We start from the raw sequence: 18,898 nt of genomic DNA on the forward strand, positions 1-18,898 counted from the left end.
ATTGCAACCATTACAGTCCGGGAATCAATGTGAGTTTCGTCAACAGTCTTTTTGTCATCGCCCTCCTGATCGCCGCCAGCGCCTTCTTCTCGGTTTCGGAAATCTCCCTGGCCGCCGCGCGCAAGATCAAGCTCAGGCAACTGGCCGACGAAGGCGTGACCAATGCCGAACGGGTGCTGGAGTTGCAGCAGCAGCCCGGGCACTTCTTCACCGTGGTGCAGATCGGCCTCAACGCGGTGGCCATCTTGGCCGGTATCCTGGGCGAGGCTGCCTTTACTCCATATTTTTCCTCCATGCTGCATCTGGTCAGCCCGGAGGGTTGGGTTGAGCACCTCAGCTTCATCCTGTCCTTCGTCACGGTGACTTCGCTGTTCGTGTTGTTCGCCGACCTGATGCCGAAGCGGCTGGGCATGGTGGCGCCGGAGCGCATCGCGCTGCTGGTGGTGCGGCCGATGCTGTTCTGCGTGCGGGCGTGCAGCCCGCTGGTGTGGCTGTTCAACGGCCTGGCCAATGTGTTCTTCCGCCTGTTCGGTGTGCCTACCGGCCGCCCGGACGACCTCACCTCCGCCGACATTGTGGCGATGATGGATGCCGGCGCCGAAGCCGGTGTGCTGCAAAAGCGCGAACACCACCTGATAGAAAACGTGTTCGAGCTGGAAAGCCGCACCGTGCCGTCGTCGATGACCGCGCGCGAGAGCATCATCTATTTCACGCTGCACGAGGACGAAGCCAGCATCAAGCAGAAGATCGCCGAGCATCCGCACACCAAATTCCTGGTGTGCGACGGCGTGATCGATTCGGTGATCGGCTATGTCGACTCCAAAGACATCCTGATGCGGCTGATCAATCAGCAGAGCCTGTCGATGAAGCGCGAGCTGACGATACGCAGCGTGCTGATCATTCCCGATTCGCTGACGCTGTCCGAGCTTCTGGAGCGCTTCAAGGCCTCGCGCGAGGATTTCGCGGTGGTGATGAATGAGTACGCGCTGGTGGTGGGAGTGATCACCCTCAACGACGTGATGAGCACGGTGATGGGGGATCTGGTCAGCCAGTTCCAGGAAGAGCAGATCGTCCAGCGCGACGAGCGCTCGTGGCTGGTGGATGGCGCCACCCCAGTGGAGGACGTGCTGCGCGCGCTGGACATAGAAGCCTTCCCCGACGATGAAAACTACGAGACCATCGCCGGCTTCATGATGTACATGCTGCGCAAGATCCCCAAGCGCACCGACAGCGTGGAGTTCGAGGGCTACAAGTTCGAAGTGGTGGACATCGACAACTACCGCATCGACCAGCTGCTGGTGACGCTGATCCCGCCGCTGCCGGCGGAAGACGAATCGGCCCGCTGATATTACGATTGGTTACACCCCATTACACATGCCTCACAGACGGCGCGGCGGCAGCCTGCCTAAGATGGATTCAAGGATGCACCGAGCGGTGCTCCGGCAGAAAAACATCTCAGATTCGGGAGCATGACCATGAAAAAACTGACCGCCCTCCTGTTGGCCGCCGCCCTGGGCCTGACCTCCGCAGCCGGCTACGCCGCCGACGCCTCCGCTCCGGCCGCCAAGGCCGCCGCGCCGGCGCATAAACACCACAAGCATCACAAGAAGCATCACGCCAAGAAGGCAAGCTCGGCTCCGGCCGCGCAAAAGGCGCAAGCTGCCAAGAAGCATGGCCGCCACCATCATCACAAAAAGCACCACCACGTGAAGTAAGGCGGTTTGACGACCGGGTCAGTCCGGATGTGGGAAAAGGAGGCGCAGGCCTCCTTTTTTTATTGCCTTTCGCCGGCGGCGGCGCGAATGGCGGCCTGCCATTGTGGATGGTTATACCCTGTACTAAATGATGGATGATTAAATCTCTTCTTGTGTTTTCCTGCGTGGATATTCGATGCTGATACCAATGTAATACCACATGAGGCGCTCATGTCGGTGATTGCAGTGGCAAGAGCGATCCCTCTGCCGTCCATCCATCAAGAAGAGGAGAAATACCATGCTGCATTTCCCCCTGTCGCGCGTGCTGTTGGCAGTCGGCGCGGCCTTCGTGCTGACCCAGGCGGTCTATGCCGCGCCGTCCTGCTCGCCGTGGGCCGGCAGCCAGGTTTACAACGCCGGCGATTACGCCACCTACGGCGGCAAGACCTGGCGCGCCAGCTGGTGGACCCAGGGCGAGCAGCCCGGCAGCTCGCAGTGGGGCGCCTGGCAGGAGCGCCCGGCCAGCGAGTGCACGCCCGGCGATCCTAGCCAGCCCGGTCAGCCCGGCAACGGCGTGCCGCCCGAGCCCAAGCCGACAGTCGGACGCAATGTCGGCTCCTATTTCACCCAGTGGGGCATCTACGACCGCAATTACAAAGTCTATAACCTGGTGCAGGCCGGCGGCGACAAGCAGCTTACCTTCCTCAACTACGCTTTCGGCAATGTCTACGCCAACGGCCAGTGCGGCATGGTCACCAAGGCCGAGAGCGGCAACGGCGACGGCGGCGACGCCTGGGCCGACTACCAGCGCTCCTTTGCCGCCAACGAGTCGGTGGACGGCAAGGCCGACAGCTGGAACGATCCGCTGCGCGGCAACTTCAACCAGCTGCGCAAGCTGAAGCTGGCCAATCCGTCGCTGAAGGTGCTGATCTCGCTGGGCGGCTGGACCTGGTCGAAGAACTTCGGCACCTTCGCCGCTACCGACGCCGGCCGCAAGGCGATGGTCAGCTCGTGCATAGACCTCTACATCAAGGGCAACCTGCCGGTGGGCGAGAGCGCCGGCGGGGCGGGCGCGGCGCTGGGCGTGTTCGATGGCTTCGACATCGACTGGGAATACCCGGGCGGCGGCGGTCTGCCGACCAATAGCGTCGACCCCAATGACAAGCAGAACTATACCTTGCTGATGGCCGAGTTCCGCAATCAGCTGAACGCGCTGTCCACCCAGAACAAGCGCCGTTACTATCTTACCGCCGCCATCGGCTCCGGCGTCGACAAGATCCGCAACACCGAACCAGCCAACTACAGCAGTTATCTGGACTGGATCAACGTGATGACCTACGACTTCCACGGCGGCTGGGAAGCCAAGGGCCCGACCAACTTCCAGTCCAATCTGTACCGAGATCCGGCGGCTCCGGTGACCGGCGACCAAGTCTATTACACCGTCAACGACGCGGTGCAGACCTTGGTCAACGCCGGCGTGCCGCGTGCCAAGATCAACGTCGGCCTGCCGTTCTACGGCCGTGGCTGGACCGGCGTGGCGGCCGGTCCGCAGAGCAACGGCCTGTACCAGGTGGCCACCGGTCCGGCCAAGGGCACTTATGAGCAAGGCATCGAGGACTACCGCGTGCTGGTGAACCGCAGCGCCAAGCAGTTCGTCAGCCCGGTGGCCAAGCAGCTGTGGACCTATGACGGCAACGAGTTCTGGAGCTACGACGATCCGGCCACCATCCGCGGCAAGCTGGACTTCGTGCGCCAGCAGCAGCTGGGCGGGGTGTTCAGCTGGTCGCTGGACGGCGACGACGCGCAGGCTACGCTGTTGAAGACCAGCGCCGAAGTGCGGCTGGACGCGGCTGCGGCCGCCAAGCGCAAGGCGGCAGCGGCAGCCGCCGCGGCGAAAGCGAAGGCCAAGGCGGCCCAGAAGCAGTAAAGCGGCAGGCTAGGCAAAACGGCGGGGAGACCCGCCGTTTTTGTCGTCTATCCGCACAGGATTACAGCTCGGCCGCGGGCTTGACCCGCAGCGGCTGCGGGGTGGCGCTGGTGGCGCCCCAGGCGGCGTTGAAGTGGTCTATCACTTGCTCGCCGCTCAGCGCGAAGGCGCTGACCGTGGTATGGCCGTCGCCGATGACGGTGACCTGGTAGCCGCGCGACACCGCGTTGCGCAGCGTGCTGTCGACGCAGAAATCGGTGGCGGCCCCGCCTATCCACAGCTTGCTCGCGCCGTGCGCCGACAGCAGCTGCGCCAGATTGGTCTCGCAGAAGCTGTCGCCGTAGCGCTTGTAGACGATCTGGTCGCCGTCCTGCCGAGCCAGCCTGGGATGCAGTTGCCAGGCTGCGGAGCCATGCGGCAGCTCGTCTTCCTCGTGCTGGACGAAGATCACCGGCATGCCGCGCTGGCGGGCCTTGACGATGGCCAGGTTGAGATTGTCGAACACCAAGTCGAGGCGGGCGGCGCGCATTTCGCCTTCCACGACGCCGACTTGGATGTCGATGATCAGCAGGGCGGTATCAGACATTGGTTTTCTCCTGGGTGGGGGCGGCCGGCAGGCGGCGGCGCCTGCGGCATGGAGTTTCAGATCAAGACTTCCGGGTTCAGCACATGAGAGGTGTCGCCGTCGAAGAAGCGGATGGCGTTGCGGTAGGCGATCTCCAGATACTGGCGATAGCTGCCCGCTTCGGCATAGCCCAGGTGCGGCGTGCACAGCACGTTCGGGCGCAGCAGCAGGGGATGGTCGGTGTCGTATATCGGCTCCAGTTCGAACACATCGAGCGCGGCGAAGCCAGGGCGGCCGGCGTCGAGTGCTGCTTCCAGCGCGCCGGGCGCGATCAGTTCGGCGCGGCTGGTGTTGACCAGCAGCGCATTCGGCTTCATCGCAGCGAGGTCGGCGCGGGTCACGTTGCCGGCGGTGGCGGGAACCAGCCGCTGGTGCAGGGTGACGACGTCGGCGTCGGCGAAGAAGGCCTCGCGGTTGGCAGCGGCCAGGCAGCCTTTCGCCAGCGCCTCATTGCGGGCGCGCTCGCTGCCCCATACTAATACCTTCATGTCGAAGGCGCGGGCGTAGCTGGCCACCAGCTTGCCTATCTTGCCGAAGCCCAATATGCCCAGCGTCTGGCCGCGCACCACGCTGCCGACCGGCCCCTGCCAGCGGCCCTGGCGCAGGCTGTCCAGGTTTTCCGCCAGCCGCCGCCGTGCCGCCATGATCAGCAGCCAGGCCAGCTCCGCCGGCGCATGGGGCGAGCCGCTGCCCTCCACCACCGCGACGCCGGCGGCGCTGCAGGCGGCGATGTCGATATTGCGCGCCAGCTTGCCGGTCTGGCTGATCAGCTTCAGCTTGGGCATGCGCGCCAGCAACGCCGCGTCCACCACGGTGCGCTCGCGTATCAGCAGCAGCGCCTGGGCTTCGGCTAGCCGCGCTTCCGCTTCCGGATCGAGCGACAGGTCGCCCAGCGCATAGCAGGGAAAGGCGGGATTCTGATGCAGGGCGGCGATCTGGCGGCTAGCCGACTGGTAGTCGTCCGGCACCAGCAAGTGGATGGTGGTCATGGCTGTCGCTGGCGGTGAAAATCGATACTTTAACTTATTGTCATTTTTCGCTAAAGCTCCCCGGGCTGTCGGAGGAGTGGGGACGCGCCAGGCAGACGCGATTGCGGCCGGCTTGTTTGGCGGCGTATAGCGCCTGATCGGCGCGGTCGATGGCGGACTCCAGCGTTTCCGGCTCCCGCCACAGGCACATTCCTATGCTGATGGTGATGGTCAGCTTGTCCGGCGCCCCTTGCATGATGTGGCGGGAGACGATGCTGCGCAGTCGTTCGGCCAGCGAGTCGTCGTGGCCGTAGCTGGCGGCCAGCACGATGAACTCCTCGCCGCCCCAGCGTATCAGCAGGTCGTTGCCGCGCAGCTGCGAGCGCAGCAGTTCCGCGGTTTCGCGCAACAGCAGGTCGCCCACCTGATGGCCGTAGCGGTCGTTCACTTGCTTGAAGTGATCGATATCCAGCATCAGCAGTTGCGGAATGGCGTCGCTGCGCCGGCAATGGCGCAGCCAGCCCGGCAGCAGGTCGAGAAAGGCGAGGCGGTTCAGGCAGCCTGTCAACTGGTCGGTGGTGGCCAGTTGGCGCAGCTTCTGCTGATGGCGCTGCAAGGTGATCAGCACCGCCATCACCACCAGCAACAGGATGGCGCTGTTGATCGCCAGATTGGTCAGCACGGCCGTCCGCAGCTGCCGCAGCGCGCTGGTTTCGTTCTGCTCCACCAGCAGGTGCCAGCCCAGTTCCGGCAGAAAGCGGCTGCTCAGCAGATAGCGGTTGCCATGCAGCTTGTATTCCAGTTTTTTCGGCGTTTCCGGACCGGAAAGTATGGCGCCGCTCAGCGTGGACAGCCCGGGCAGTTCCTGCAGCCGCGGCCGGGGCAGGGTGGTGGGCATGCTGCTGAGCATCACGCGGCCGTTGCCGTCGATGAAATAGATGCGGCGCTGGAAGCGCTGCTCGTACGCGGCCAACTGCTTGCTGAGCTGTGGCAGCGGCAGTCCGACACCGATCACGCCCAGCAGGCGGCCCTGTTCGTCCAGCATGCGGTGGTTGATGAACATGGTGGCCTGGCCGCCGTTGGTCATGTCCCAGTCCAGATTGATTTCGTAGTCGCGGCGCATGTCGCGGCAGCGGAAGTACCAGGTGTCCTGCGGATCACCGGCGGAAACGGTTTTGTGGACGCCGCCGGCGTAGTAGTAGCGGCGGCTGCGTTCGGATACCAGAAAACTGCCGCTGATACCGTTGCGGCCATTGATCGCCCGCAGGTAGCGGCTGGCGAGTGCGGGATTGGTCTCGCCATCCTGTAGCCAGGCCGCCATGAAGGTGTCGTGCGCAATCAGGGTCGCCGCCGACAGCGGCCGCAGAATGCCCTGGTCGATTTCGGAAAAGATGGTGTCGCCGGTCAGCGGCAGGCCTTGCTCGGCGATGCTGCGGCGGATGTCGTCGCTGGCTTGCCGGTAGTACAGGCAGGCGTTGATGACGATGCCGCCCAGCAGCAGCAGGGTGATGATGATGACCAGTCGGTAGCGCGCGAATGTGCCGGACACGCTGCACCCTTCCGTGAAGAGATGGCGGATTGTAATATGAAAATAGAATGTTATGCGCCAAGCACCAGTGCGGCGAGTGGATTTCTCAGCCGCGCAGCGGCATGGCCAGGTACTGGAAGTGCGGTTCGAGCGGGTTGGTGATCAGCAGGCCGCGCAGGCCGTTGCCGAAGCCGAATGTCAAATGCTCCGCCTGCTGGCTGGCCAGCACGTCCAGCAGATACTGCAGGTTGAAGCTGGCGTCCAGCTCCGCGCCTTGCCAGTCTATCGGCAGATGTTCCTCGGCCTCTTCCCGTTCGGCGTTGCGGCAACGCACCGTCAGTTGCCCCGGACGTATCGCCAGCTCCAGCTGGCGGAACTTGGCATGAGCCAACACCGCCACCCGCTGCACCGCTTCCAGCAGCGGCTGCCGTGGCAGCGAGAGCACGCAGTCGTGGCTGTCCGGCAGCAGGCGCAGGTAGTCTGGCGCGCGCGCGTCCAGCAGCTTGCTGATCATCCGCTGGCTTCCCAGCTCGAAACCGACCTGCCCGTCTTGCAGCGTAACCGTTAGCCGCGCATCGTCGTCGTCGCGCAACAGTTTGGCAAGCTCCAGCGCCGCCTTGCGCGGCAGGATGGCCTGCGCGGCCGGCGCGTTTTTTCCCAGCGGACAGCGCTGGAGGGCCAGCCGGATGCCGTCGGCGGCGACCAGCAGCAGTTCGCTGCCGTCCAGTTGCAGCAGCAGGCCGTTCAGGTAGGGCCGGATGTCGTTGCCGGCCATTGCGTACAGGATCTGCTCCAGCTTGCGCTTGAGCGGTCCTTGCGCCAATTCCAGCTCAGTCGTCTGGCGGCGGCCCTCGGCCAGCAGCGGAAAATCGTCGGCGGGAAGCGTCTGCAACTGGAAACGGCTGCCGCCGGCCTGCAGCAGCAACTGTTCGCCCTTGCGCCGCAATTGCACCGGACTGCCGGCCGGCAGCGCGCGCAGGATGTCCTGCAGCTTGCGGGCCGGGGCGCACAGGCGGAAAGGCTGGGCGCAGGCGATGGCGCTGTGGCTGCGCAGTTGGATTTCCAGATCGCTGGCCAGCAGCGACAGGCCGCCGCCATCGGCCTCAATCAGCGCGTGGGACAGGATAGGCAGGGTGTGGCGGCGCTCCACCACTCCGCAGATCGCGGCCAGAGGTTTGAGCAGAGCATCGCGTTCGGTTTGCAGAAGCAGCATGGCCGGGTTCTCCTGATCGGGCAGAATCCGGCAATTTATCACATTGTCCTATGTCGATGTGATGCCGTTCGCTTGGGCGGATGGCGGTGAGCAGCCCGGTCATCGGACCTTGGTGTGCAATGCGGGCAAAGCGCTGCGCCGGCATCTTCTGCGCGGTCTCCTTTGCCCGCCCGGCGGGCGGAACCGCCATGAAACTATCTGCCGCGATGCGGACGCAAAAACATCAGCGTGCCGTGGCTTACAGCAACACCCGCTCGATGCCGCCGTCGCGCGCCCTGGCCACGTAGTCCGGCAGCCAGTTCTTGCCCAGCAGGTGCTTGGCGATCTCCACCACGATGTAGTCGGCTTCGGTGCCGGTGTCGTCGTTGTAGCGCGACAGGCCTTGCAGGCAGGACGGGCAGGAGGTGAGGATCTTCACCGGCGCCGAATTGTCCTGCGGCGGCAGCGCCGCCAGGTTGGCGCGGATCTCCTCTTCCTTGCGTGAGCGCACCTGGGTGGCGATGTCGGGGCGGCTGGCGGCGAAGGTGCCGGCCTCGCCGCAGCAGCGGTCGGACAGCGGCACGCCGCCGCCCATCAGCTCGTTCACCACCTTGATCGGCTGGTAGCTTTTCATCGGCGTGTGGCAGGGGTCGTGGTACAGGTATTGCTGGCCGGCGATGCCTTCCAGCTTGACGCCTTTCTCCATCAGGAACTCGTGGATGTCTATCACCCGGCAGCCGGGGAAGATGTCCTCGAAGCGGTAATGCGCCAGCTGGTCGAAACAGGTGCCGCAACTGACCACCACGGTCTTGATGTCCAGGTAGTTCAGCGTGTTGGCGACGCGGTGGAACAGCACCCGGTTTTCGGTGGTGATGGCGTCGCCCTTGTCCTGATAGCCGGCGCTGGTCTGCGGGTAGCCGCAGCACAGATAGCCCGGCGGCAGCACCGTCTGCACGCCCACGTGCCACAGCATGGCCTGGGTGGCGAGGCCGACCTGGCTGAACAGCCGCTCCGAGCCGCAGCCGGGGAAGTAGAACACCGCCTCGGCGTCTTCGGCCAGCTTGGGATTGCGGATCACCGGCACGATGTTGGCGTCTTCCACGTCCAGCAGCGCGCGCGCGGTCTTCTTGGGCAGGCCGCCCGGCATCGGCCGGTTGATGAAGTGGATCACCTGCTGCTTGACCGGCGCCGGACCGACGGTGGCCGGCGGCTGGCGCTTCTGGCCGCCCAGCAGCCCCAGCCGCTTGCCGACCGCGTTGCCCAGCCTTTGCGCCTTGTAGCCGACGCCGACCAGACCGGCGCGGATGGTCTTGATGGTGGCCGGGTCCTTGGCGGTGAGGAAGGCCATGCCCAGCGCGGTGCCGGGGTTGAACTTCTTGTTGCCGGACTTGCGCAGGAAGTTGCGCATCGCCACCGAAACGTCGCCGAAGTCTATCTTCACCGGGCAGGGCTTGACGCAGCGGTGGCACACCGTGCAGTGGTCGGCCACGTCGGACAGTTCTTCGAAGTGCTTGAGGCTGACGCCGCGCCGGGTCTGCTCCTCGTACAGGAAGGCCTCGGTCAGCAGGCCGACGCCAAGAATCTTGTTGCGCGGGCTGTACAAGAGGTTGGCGCGCGGCACGTGGGTGGAGCACACCGGCTTGCATTTGCCGCAGCGCAGGCAGTCCTTGATCGAATCGTTGATTGCGCCGATGTCGGATTGTTCCAGGATCAGCGATTCGGCCCCAAGCAGCGAGAACGACGGGGTGTAGGCCAGCGCCAGGTCGGCGCCCGGCAGCAGCTTGCCGCGGTTGAAGTGGCCATTGGGGTCCACCCTGGCCTTGTAGTCGCGGAAGGGCTGGATTTCGGCCTCGGTGAGGAATTCCAGCTTGGTGATGCCGATGCCGTGCTCGCCGGAGATCACCCCGCCCAGTTCGCGCGCCAGCGCCATGATGCGCACCACCGCGCGGTGCGCGGTCTGCAGCATCTGGTAGTTGTCGGAGTTGACCGGGATGTTGGTGTGGACGTTGCCGTCGCCGGCGTGCATGTGCAGCGCGACGAACACCCGGCCGCGCAGCACGTGCTGCTGCAGCTCGCGGATGGCGGCGCGGATGCTGCTATGGGTGCTGCCGGAGAACAGCTGCTCCAGCTCCGTCCGCACTTCGCGCTTCCAGCTGACGCGCAGCGTGAAGTCGCGCAGCGCGTGGAACACGGTGTCCGGCTGGGCGGCGCTGTCTTCCAGCGGCGCCTGCGGCCAGAGCGCGCGGTATTCGTGGAAGGGGCTGTCCATATGCGCCAGCAGCCACTGCCAACGGTCGCGGCAGACGGCCAGCAGCGACAGCGCGGCGGCGCGGCGGTCGCCGATCAGCTCTTCCGACGGCAGATTGGTGTCCAGCTTGTCCACCGGCAGCCGGCCGTGGAAGTACTCGGTCAGGGTGTCCAGCAGCTCTAGCTTGTTGGCGATCGACAATTCGATGTTGATGCGTTCGATGCCGTCGCTGTAGTCGCCCAGGCGCGGCAGCGGGATCACCACGTCCTCGTTCACCTTGAAGGCGTTGGTGTGCTTGGCGATGGCGGCGGTGCGGCTGCGGTCCAGCCAGAAGGTCTTGCGCGCTTCCGGGGTGACGGCGATGAAGCCTTCGCCGTGGCGGGCGTTGGCGATGCGCACCACCTGGCTGGCGGCCTCGGCCGCCGCGTTCTCGTCGTCGGAGACGATGTCGGCGATCAGCACCATCTTGGGCCGGCCCTTGGACTTGGCCTTGGTGGTGTAGCCGACCGCGCGCACGTAGCGCCAGTCCAGGTGCTCCAGGCCGGCCAGCCGCACGCCGGCCATCAGACAGGCGCCGCCGGGCTTGAACAGGTCGGTGATTTCGACGATGGCCGGCGTGGCTTCGGCCACGCTGCCGAAGAACTCCAGGCAGACGGTGCGGGTGTGCCTGGGCATGCGGTGCAGCACGAAGCGGGCGCTGGTGATGATGCCGTCGCAGCCTTCCTTCTGCACGCCGGGCAGGCCGGCCAGGAATTTGTCGGTGACGTCCTTGCCCAGGCCCACCTTGCGGAAGGCCGAGCCGGGGATCGCCAGCTCGCGGCTGGACTCTATGGTCTTGCCGTCGTCGGCCAGCCGCGACAGCCTGAAGCGCGCCTCGGCCACGTCGTGGATCTTGCCGTAATTGTGGCCGATGCGCTCCACCAGCAGCCAGCGGCCGTCCGGGTCGACCATCTTCCAGCTGGCCAGGTTGTCCAGCGTGGTGCCCCACAGCACCGCCTTCTTGCCGCCGGCGTTCATCGCGATGTTGCCGCCGATGCAGGACGCCTCGGCCGAGGTGGGGTCCACAGCGAACACCAGGCCGGCTGCGGCTGCGGCTTCCGACACCCGGGCGGTCACCACGCCGGCGCCGCACTGTATCGTCGCCTGCTTGCCGGTGAGGCCCGGCAGCTCGACATGCTCGATGCCCAGGTGGCGGTCGAGTTTTTCGGTATTGATCACCGCGCTCATCCGCTCCAGCGGCACCGCGCCGCCGGTGTAGCCGGTGCCGCCGCCGCGCGGGATGATGGTGAGGCCCAGTTCGATGCAGGCGCGCACCAGCGGCGCCATCTCTTCTTCGTCGTCCGGGCTCAGCACCACGAACGGATATTCCACGCGCCAGTCGGTGGCGTCGGTGACGTGGGCGACGCGAGACAGGCCGTCGAACAGGATATTGTCGCGGCGGGTCAAGCGGGACAGCTTCTTCAGCACCCTGGCGCGCAGCTCGCGGGTTTCCTCGAACTGGCGGGCGAACAGCTCCACCGCCTGGCGGGCGGCGGCGATCATCTCGCCCACCCGGCCGTTGCCGTCGCGGCGTTTCTCCACTTCGTTCAGGCGGTGGCGCATCGCCTCCACCAGAGCGGAGAGCCGCTTGGGGTTGTCCAGCAGATCGTCCACCAGGTAGGGATTGCGGTCCACCACCCAGATGTCGCCCAGCACCTCGAACAGCATCCGCGCCGAGCGGCCGGTCTTGCGCTGGCCGCGCAACTCATCCAGCAGTTGCCACATCGGCTCGCCCAGCAGGCGGATGACGATTTCGCGGTCGGAATAGGAGGTGTAGTTGTACGGGATCTCCCGCAGGCGCTGTTCGCTGGTGATGGCTGTCATTTGTCCGCAAGCTTGCTTTTAATTAGAGGAGTGTCTGCCAGTTTATCCTAATTGCTGCGCTGCGAAAAACATGAGTTGAATAGGGATTTTTCCTCTTTATATCAAGATATTGCCTCTGCTCATGCCTTGCGCTCATGCGGCTGATGATGGATATTTTATTCAATTGAAATGGCCTGGCCCTGATCTGCCCTCTGTCATTTTGTGCCAAAAATATCCATGTCCATGAGTTTTTGTATTTCCGGCATACCGCTGTTTTTGGTTAAGCTATGGCTGTGTGAGTGTTTCCCGGCAGGGATTGCGCAATATGGAAAGGATGGCGACGATGTGGAAAAAACTGTTGTTGATGTTGGCGCTGGCGGCTTCGCTCAGCGGTTGCGGTTATAACGCGATGCAGTCCAAGGACGAGGCGGCCAACGCTGCCTGGTCCGAAGTGCTGAACCAGTATCAGCGCCGGGCCGACCTGATCCCCAATCTGGTGAAGACGGTGCAGGGCTACGCCACGCACGAGAAGGATGTGCTGACCCAGGTGACCGAGGCGCGCGCCCGCGTCGGCAGCATCCAGATGGACGCGGCGGCGGCCGGCGACGAGAACAAGCTGAAGCAGTTCTCCGCCGCGCAGAATCAGCTGGGCTCGGCGCTGTCGCGCTTGCTGGTGGTGTCGGAAAACTACCCGCAGCTGAAGGCTGACCAGTCGTTCCGCGATCTGCAGGCGCAGCTGGAGGGCACCGAAAACCGCATCGCGCTGGCGCGCAAGCGCTACATTGACGCGGTGCAGTCCTATAACGTCACCGTGCGCAGCTTCCCCAACAATCTGACGGCGATGATATTCAGCCTGAAGACCCGCCCCAATTTCACCGTGGACAACGAGAAGGCGATCTCCGCCCCGCCGCAGGTGAACTTCGACCAGCAAGGCAAGTGAGATGAGCCGCGCATGGGTCTGGCTGGGCTTGGCGCTGTGGCTGCTGATGGGCACGGCCCGCGCCGAGGAGGCGGTGCCGCCGCCTACCTCGCCGGTGATAGACCAGGTGGCTTTCCTGAGCGATGCCGAGCGCGGCCAGCTGGAAAAGCAGCTGCTGGACTTTCATCAGCGCAAAGGCAGCCAGCTGGCGGTGTTGATCGTGCCGTCGGTCGGTCCGGAAACGCCTTTCGATTACGGCGCCCGGGTGATGGCCAGCTGGAAGCTGGGGCGCCAGGGCGTGGACGACGGCGTGCTGCTGCTGATCGTCGCCGACTCGCACCAGACCCAGCTCTTGGTCGGGCGCGGCTTGGAAGGCGCGATCCCGGACATCTACGCCAAGCGCATCCTGCAGGACACCTTGCGGCCCTTGCTCAAGCAGGGCTTGCGCCTGCAGGGGATACAGGCCGCGGCGACGCAGGTCGAGGGTCTGATAGACGGCGAGAAGCTGCCTGAGCCTAAGCCGCCGGCCGCGCACGCATCTGGCTGGAGCGACAGCTGGCCGGTGCTGGCCTTCTTCCTGCTGTTCGGCTCCGGCCTGGCCGGCCGCTTGTTCGGCCGCCTGATCGGCAGCTTCATCATCGGCAGTCTCAGCATCGCGCTGTCGCTGCTGCTGGGCGCCGGAACGCTGTTCGCGCTGTTGACCGGCGCGGTGGCCGCCGGCTTGTGCCTGGTGCTGGGCGAGCACGGTTTGTCGCTGGCCAGCTGGGGCGATTGGAGCGGAGGCGGCAGATCGGGCGGGCGCGATGGCGGCGGCTGGTCCGGCGGCGGCGGAGATTTCGGCGGCGGCGGCGCTTCGGGAGACTGGTGAAATGAATCGATGGCAACGAGCATGGCGCCACCTGTGCAGCACCGGCTGGCAGGCGCGGCGCCGGTTTCCGGCCGGCCAACTGGCCCGGCTGGAGCGGCAGATCGCCGAGTCCGAGCTGGCCCACCGCGGCCAGCTGCGCTTCGTGGTTGAGTCGGCGCTGGACTGGCGCGCCGTCTGGCGGGGCATGAGCGCGCGCCAGCGGGCGCTGCAGTGGTTCGGTGAGCTGCGGGTGTGGGATACCGAGGAGAACACCGGCGTGCTGGTGTATTTGCTGCTGGCGGAGCGGAGAATAGAAATTGTCGCCGACCGCGGCATCAACCGCCGGGTAGCGGCCGGAGAGTGGGCTGGCATCTGCGCCGAGATGCAGCGGGCCTTCGCCGCCCGCGATCACGTGGCGGGGCTGGAGCTGGGGCTGAGCCGCATACACGAGGCGTTGCTGAAGCACGCGCCGCGGGGAGAGGAGCCCTTCGTCAACGAGCTGCCGAACCAGGTGGTGGTGCGTTGAGCGGCGTGGCGGACTTCAGCGGCGGGACGAGCGCTGCGCCAGCTGCGCCGCCAGCCGCACAGCCTCGACCAGGCTACCTGGATCGGCGCGGCCGCTGCCGGCCAGATCCAGCGCGGTGCCGTGGTCGACCGAGGTGCGGATGATGGGCAGGCCCAGCGTGATGTTGATGCCGGCGCCGAAGCTGGCGTGTTTCAACACCGGCAGGCCCTGGTCGTGGTACATCGCCAACACCGCGTCGGCCTGCGAGAGCTTGTCCGGATTGAACAGGGTGTCGGCCGGCAACGGGCCGACCAGATGCATGCCTTCGCCGCGCAGCTTGTCCAGCGCCGGCTCGATGACATCGATTTCCTCGCGCCCCATGTGGCCGCTCTCGCCGGCGTGCGGGTTGAGGCCGGCCACCAGGATGCGCGGAGCGGCGATGCCGAACTTATGCACCAGGTCGGCGTGCAGGATGCGGATCACTTCGTCGAGCAGTTCCGGCGTGATGGCGTCCGCCACCGCGCGCAGCGGCAGGTGGGTGGTGGCCAGCGCCACCCGCATGCCGCCGCCGGTCAGCATCATCACCACCTTGCCGGTGGCTGTGCGCTCGGCCAGGTATTCGGTGTGGCCGGTGAACGGCACGCCTGCGTCGTTGATCACGCCCTTATGCACCGGGGCGGTGACCATGGCGGCGAATTCGCCGGCCAGGCAGCCGTCTATCGCCGCGTCCAGCGTGTCCAGCACATAGCGGCCGTTGGCCGGGTTCAGCCTGCCGGCAACGGTCGGCTCGGCCAGCGGCACATGCAGCACTTCCAGCGCGCCGGCCGGCGCCGGCTGATGCCGGCGATAATCCACCAGCGCGATATCCAGGCCGAGCAGCGCGACGCGCTGCGCCAGCATGTCCTTGTCGGCGACGACCACGCAGCGCAGGCCGGAGACCAGCCGCGGCAACTGCAGCGCGAGATCGGGGCCGATGCCGGCGGGTTCGCCGGCCGTCACCGCCAGGATGGGCTGGGTCGCAGTGGTCACTTGTCGTCCAGGTGCTCTTCGACGAAGGCGGAGTCACGCAATTGGCGTACCCAGTCGGTGTAGGCCTGTTCCATCTTGCGGGCGCGGATCTGCTGCTTGATCGCCATTTTTTCATGGTCGCTGGAGACGTCCTGGTTACGTTTGCTTTCCACCAGGATCAGGTGCCAGCCAAACGGCGAACGCACCGGTTGCGACACCTGGCCGATGGGCAGCGCCACCATCGCCTTCTCGAATTCCGGCACCAGGTCGCCCAGATTGACCCAGCCCAGGTCGCCGCCCTTGGCGTTGCTGCCGTCCTCCGAGTACAGCTTGGCCATGTCGGCGAACTTGGCGCCGCGCATGATGCGGTCGCGCACCTGTTCGATGCGGGCCTTGGCGTCGGCTTCCGACACCGCCTCGTTGGTGCGGATCAGGATATGGCGGGTGTGGTACTGCTCCACCAGCATCGGCGCGCCGCCGGCGCGTTTTTCCTGCAACTGGAAGATGAAGAAGCCCTGTTGGGTGCGGATCACGTCGGTATGGGCGCCGGTTTTCAGCTGTTCCAGCAACTGCACGAACTCCACCGGCAGCGAGGTGGCGCTGCGCCAGCCCATGTCGCCGCCTTTGAGCGCGTTGGGAGAGTCGGAATAGGTGGCCGATACCTTGGCGAACGGCTGGCCAGCCTCCAGATCGGCCAGCGCCTTGTGCACTTTCTGCGACAGCGCGTCGATCTGCTTGGCGTCGGCGCGTTCCGGCACGCCCACCAGGATGCTCGCCAGGTGGTATTCGGTGTGGTTGGCGCTTTGCGCGCTCTTCAGTACCTGGTCCACCTCGCTGTCGCTGACCATTACCCGCGAGCCGACTTCGCTGTCGCGCAGGCGGGAGAGGGTCAGTTCGCGGCGGATGTCGCCGCGCAGCCGGTCCAGCGTGATGCCGTCCTTGGCCAGTTGGGCCTTCAGGCCGGCCTCGCTCAGCTTGTTCTGTTTGGCGAGGTTGGCCACCGCCTGGTCCACCGCGGCGTCGTCGATGCGCAGGCCGCCGCTGGCGGCGTACTGCAGCTGCACCTCTTCGGTGATCATTTGCTCCAGCACCTGGTGTTCCAGCACGTCGCGCGAAGGCGGCGCCACTTTTTGCGCTTCCAACTGCTTGATCGCCTCGTCGACGCGCGACTGCAGCTCCTGCCAGGTGATCACGTTCTTGTTGACCACGGCGACGATGCGATCCACTTCGCGTACCGGGGTGGCGGGAGCGGCCAGCGCGGCTTGCATGGCGCTGGCGAACAACAGGGCAAGCAGGGTCTTTTTCATGGTCAGGCTTTATTGCTCGTTAGTCTTGGTGTAACCGGGGATGGCCAGGCGCAGCGTGTCTTGCAGATTGCCGTTGCCCAGAGCTCCCAGTCCCTTCAGTTCCAGCTGGAAGAATATCGCGTTCTTGGTGGTGGTCAGGTCGGTGACGTAGCGTTGGCTGTAAAAACGGGCCGACCAGCAGCCATCGTTGTACTCGAAGCCGGCCAGTTGCTCAATAGGCCGTTGCTGGATCAGCGAGTAATTGTAGCGGCCGATGGCATACCAGCGCTTGGCGATCGGCCACTGCGCGGCCACGTCCACCTGGCGAAGCGGACCATAGTTGCCGTTGTCGTCCTGCAGCTCGTAGATGCCGTAGCGGTAACGGATGCTGGCGACTTTGCCCGGCTCCGGGTTGTAGCGCAATTGGACATTGTAGCGCTGGGTCGCGTTCAGGGTCGGGTTGTATTCGTAGCTGCTGTCCAGGCGGACCGACTTGCTCATGTCGCCGCCCACGCCCACCAGCCAGTCGTTGCCGGTATCGGTCACCTGGCTGGGGGTGCCCGCCAGGCTGATGTCCTGCTGGCTGAAGTAGTAGCGCTTGCCGATTGCGATGCGCAGCCGCTCCAGGCCATTGCTCTGATCGATGAAGCGGCTGGTCAGCGCGGTGGTGATCTCGTTGGCGCCGTTGATGCGGTCGTAGCCGGAGAAGCGGTTCTCGGTGAACAGCTGCGCGAAGTTGAAGTCGTTGACCGAAGTGTCGAAATTGGGAAGCTTGCTCTGGTCCTTGTTGGGGATATTGACGTAGAACAGGCGCGGCTCCAGCGTCATCAGGTGGTCGCGGCCGAGGAACTGGGCATCGCGGTCGAAATACAGGCCGGCGTCGGTGCTGAAGATCGGCAGGGTGCGGCTAAGCGTGCCTTGCGGATTGCCTTGGAAGGCATTCAGATTGTATTCGGTGTAGTTGACGCCGATCTTGGGTCGGATGAAGCCCCAGCTGCGGTCGAAGTTCCAGCTCACGCTGGGATAGGCGACGAAGCGGTCGCCGGTCTGCAGCGTCGGATGGTCGAAGCGGGTCAGGTCGGTGACCAGATTGGCGGAGAAGCCGCTGGGCAGCGCCTGATTGGCGTTGAAGGTCAGCTGCGGCATCCGCGCATAGGGGATGTCGGTGGGGGCCGGGTTGATGGTCAGATTCTGGTAGTGCTGGGTGCGCAGCGTGAGGTTGCCGCTGCCGCCCTGCCAGTTCAGTGCGTAGTTCAACCAGGCTTCGCGGTTGAGGTTGACGTTGGAAGCGATGGCCACCTGATCGCCGAAGTCGGTGAAATAGTTGTTGTCCGACACCTGGTTGTAGTCGAGGCCGAACGTCAGGCCGTGGCCGAAGTTCTGCTGGTGGCGTACGCTCCAGGCGTAACGCGAGGTGTCGGTAACCTTGTCGTTGGGCAACTGCTCTGTGTAGATGCTGCCGCTGTAGCTGGGCTCCAGATAACGGAATTCGCCGGCCAGCATATTGCCGTGCTTGTCATTGAAGTGCGGCGTGATGGTGGCGTCGTAGTTGGGGGCGATATTCCAGTAGTAGGGCAGCGACAGTTCAGTGCCGGAGGTGCCGGTCTTGAAGGTGGGAGTCAGCAGGCCCGACTTGCGATTGCCGTTGAGCGGGAAGTCCAGCCACGGCGTATACAGGATGGGTACGCCGTAGAATTGCATCCAGGCGTTGTGCGCCACGCCTACGCCGCTGTTGTAGTCCAGGTCGGTGCTGGCGGACTTTAGATACCAGGCGTCGTCGCCGGGATCGCAGGTGGTCATCCGGCTGCCGTAGATCTTGTACTGATTCTGACCCTGGAAGTCCAACTGGCTGCCGTCGCCGCGCATGGTGACCGGTTTGACTGGCGCTGGTTTGGCGGCGGGTGGGTTTTGCTTCGACATGGAGAACACCGGATTCATGCCGGTGCCGCTGTAGTCGTCCACGTTGTAGTCCAGCGTGGTGCCGGTGATGACGTCGCTGCCGCGCGTCATGCGGAATTGGTCGCCGGCTTTCACCCGGTTCTTCGCCTGGTAGTAGTCCAGCCAGTCCGACTCGACTTTCTGGTCGTCGCGGGTAAGCACTACATTGCCCTTGGCGTGCAGGATCACATTCATTTCGCCGTCCAGATTGTCGGCGGTGACTACGGTCTGTCCTTGTTGTTTCGGTGGGGTGGGCAGCGCAACCGGTGCTTCCTCGCCGGCGCGGGCAGTATGGGCGTTCAGGGCAAAGGCGGTGGCAACAGCCAGGGCCAGCGGAGTCAGTTTTTGTTTGGGCATGCACAAAGCCATAT

At 64.9% G+C, this 18,898-nt stretch carries 14 protein-coding genes; 6 read left to right on the forward strand and 8 right to left on the reverse strand.

The features are described from left to right. Positions 1 to 29: 29 nt before the first annotated feature. From paeA to BI347_RS08970, 3 genes are all read left to right on the forward strand, one after another. Positions 30 to 1,346 (forward strand): polyamine export protein PaeA, encoded by a 1,317-nt coding sequence (gene paeA / locus BI347_RS08960; RefSeq protein WP_204378024.1) that lies wholly within the window; start codon positions 30 to 32, stop codon positions 1,344 to 1,346. Positions 1,347 to 1,475: 129 nt separating this feature from the next. Next, positions 1,476 to 1,715 (forward strand): hypothetical protein, encoded by a 240-nt coding sequence (locus BI347_RS24365; RefSeq protein ID WP_071114406.1) that lies wholly within the window; start codon positions 1,476 to 1,478, stop codon positions 1,713 to 1,715. Between the two features lie 277 nt (positions 1,716 to 1,992). After that, the gene (locus BI347_RS08970; RefSeq protein WP_071114237.1) at positions 1,993 to 3,621 is read left to right on the forward strand and encodes a glycosyl hydrolase family 18 protein; all 1,629 of its coding nucleotides are present in this window, start codon (positions 1,993 to 1,995) and stop codon (positions 3,619 to 3,621) included. Between the two features lie 61 nt (positions 3,622 to 3,682). On the opposite strand, the gene BI347_RS08975 is transcribed toward BI347_RS08970, so the two are convergent. The 5 genes from BI347_RS08975 to BI347_RS08995 form a co-directional block, all read right to left on the reverse strand. After that, on the reverse strand, positions 3,683 to 4,207 hold the full coding sequence (locus tag BI347_RS08975; RefSeq protein WP_071115739.1) for a cysteine hydrolase family protein: 525 nt from the start codon (positions 4,205 to 4,207) through the stop codon (positions 3,683 to 3,685). 56 nt (positions 4,208 to 4,263) lie between these two features. Further along, positions 4,264 to 5,235 (reverse strand): D-2-hydroxyacid dehydrogenase family protein, encoded by a 972-nt coding sequence (locus BI347_RS08980; RefSeq protein ID WP_071115740.1) that lies wholly within the window; start codon positions 5,233 to 5,235, stop codon positions 4,264 to 4,266. A gap of 40 nt (positions 5,236 to 5,275) precedes the next feature. Beyond that, positions 5,276 to 6,763, reverse strand: coding sequence for a sensor domain-containing diguanylate cyclase (locus tag BI347_RS08985; RefSeq protein WP_071114240.1), 1,488 nt, complete (start codon positions 6,761 to 6,763; stop codon positions 5,276 to 5,278). Between the two features lie 85 nt (positions 6,764 to 6,848). Further along, positions 6,849 to 7,955 (reverse strand): DNA polymerase III subunit beta, encoded by a 1,107-nt coding sequence (gene dnaN / locus BI347_RS08990; protein WP_071114241.1) that lies wholly within the window; start codon positions 7,953 to 7,955, stop codon positions 6,849 to 6,851. Between the two features lie 238 nt (positions 7,956 to 8,193). Continuing rightward, positions 8,194 to 12,045 (reverse strand): DUF3683 domain-containing protein, encoded by a 3,852-nt coding sequence (locus tag BI347_RS08995; RefSeq protein ID WP_071115741.1) that lies wholly within the window; start codon positions 12,043 to 12,045, stop codon positions 8,194 to 8,196. Positions 12,046 to 12,367: 322 nt separating this feature from the next. On the opposite strand from BI347_RS08995, the gene BI347_RS09000 reads away from it, so the two are divergent. The 3 genes from BI347_RS09000 to BI347_RS09010 are packed head-to-tail and all read left to right on the forward strand — an operon-like array spanning position 12,368 to position 14,316. Continuing rightward, positions 12,368 to 12,964, forward strand: coding sequence for a LemA family protein (locus BI347_RS09000; RefSeq protein WP_420837165.1), 597 nt, complete (start codon positions 12,368 to 12,370; stop codon positions 12,962 to 12,964). Position 12,965: 1 nt separating this feature from the next. Continuing rightward, positions 12,966 to 13,811 (forward strand): TPM domain-containing protein, encoded by an 846-nt coding sequence (locus BI347_RS09005; protein ID WP_071114244.1) that lies wholly within the window; start codon positions 12,966 to 12,968, stop codon positions 13,809 to 13,811. A 1-nt stretch (position 13,812) separates the two neighbouring features. Next, a complete protein-coding gene (locus BI347_RS09010; protein ID WP_071114245.1) occupies positions 13,813 to 14,316 on the forward strand; it encodes a TPM domain-containing protein in 504 nt (167 codons plus the stop codon). 15 nt (positions 14,317 to 14,331) lie between these two features. Here BI347_RS09010 and pdxA read toward each other — a convergent pair whose 3' ends face one another. The 3 genes from pdxA to BI347_RS09025 are packed head-to-tail and all read right to left on the reverse strand — an operon-like array spanning position 14,332 to position 18,884. Then, complete coding sequence (gene pdxA, locus BI347_RS09015) at positions 14,332 to 15,324, reverse strand: 4-hydroxythreonine-4-phosphate dehydrogenase PdxA (protein ID WP_071115743.1); 993 nt, start codon at positions 15,322 to 15,324, stop codon at positions 14,332 to 14,334. Then, positions 15,321 to 16,610 carry a peptidylprolyl isomerase gene (locus tag BI347_RS09020; RefSeq protein WP_193431045.1) on the reverse strand — a complete coding sequence of 430 codons (1,290 nt, stop codon included), beginning with the start codon at positions 16,608 to 16,610 and terminating at the stop codon, positions 15,321 to 15,323. The genes pdxA and BI347_RS09020 overlap by 4 nt, the downstream gene beginning before the upstream one ends. A 9-nt stretch (positions 16,611 to 16,619) precedes the next feature. Then, entirely contained in the window at positions 16,620 to 18,884 is a 2,265-nt protein-coding gene (locus tag BI347_RS09025; protein WP_071115745.1) for an LPS-assembly protein LptD, read from the reverse strand. Positions 18,885 to 18,898: the final 14 nt, after the last annotated feature.

It is taken from the genome of Chromobacterium sphagni (assembly GCF_001855575.1).
GTDB classification, from domain to species: Bacteria; Pseudomonadota; Gammaproteobacteria; order Burkholderiales; family Chromobacteriaceae; genus Chromobacterium; species Chromobacterium sphagni.

Excerpts from the sequence above, each read along its gene's own strand:
- BI347_RS24365 (WP_071114406.1), top strand. The coding sequence starts at position 1,476 with ATGAAAAAACTGACCGCCCTCCTGTTGGCCGCCGCCCTGGGCCTGACC.
- BI347_RS08970 (WP_071114237.1), top strand. The coding sequence starts at position 1,993 with ATGCTGCATTTCCCCCTGTCGCGCGTGCTGTTGGCAGTCGGCGCGGCC.
- BI347_RS08975 (WP_071115739.1), bottom strand. The coding sequence starts at position 4,207 with ATGTCTGATACCGCCCTGCTGATCATCGACATCCAAGTCGGCGTCGTG.
- BI347_RS08980 (WP_071115740.1), bottom strand. The coding sequence starts at position 5,235 with ATGACCACCATCCACTTGCTGGTGCCGGACGACTACCAGTCGGCTAGC.
- dnaN (WP_071114241.1), bottom strand. The coding sequence starts at position 7,955 with ATGCTGCTTCTGCAAACCGAACGCGATGCTCTGCTCAAACCTCTGGCC.
- BI347_RS08995 (WP_071115741.1), bottom strand. The coding sequence starts at position 12,045 with ATGACAGCCATCACCAGCGAACAGCGCCTGCGGGAGATCCCGTACAAC.
- BI347_RS09000 (WP_420837165.1), top strand. The coding sequence starts at position 12,368 with ATGTGGAAAAAACTGTTGTTGATGTTGGCGCTGGCGGCTTCGCTCAGC.
- BI347_RS09005 (WP_071114244.1), top strand. The coding sequence starts at position 12,966 with ATGAGCCGCGCATGGGTCTGGCTGGGCTTGGCGCTGTGGCTGCTGATG.
- BI347_RS09010 (WP_071114245.1), top strand. The coding sequence starts at position 13,813 with ATGAATCGATGGCAACGAGCATGGCGCCACCTGTGCAGCACCGGCTGG.
- BI347_RS09020 (WP_193431045.1), bottom strand. The coding sequence starts at position 16,610 with ATGAAAAAGACCCTGCTTGCCCTGTTGTTCGCCAGCGCCATGCAAGCC.
- BI347_RS09025 (WP_071115745.1), bottom strand. The coding sequence starts at position 18,884 with ATGCCCAAACAAAAACTGACTCCGCTGGCCCTGGCTGTTGCCACCGCC.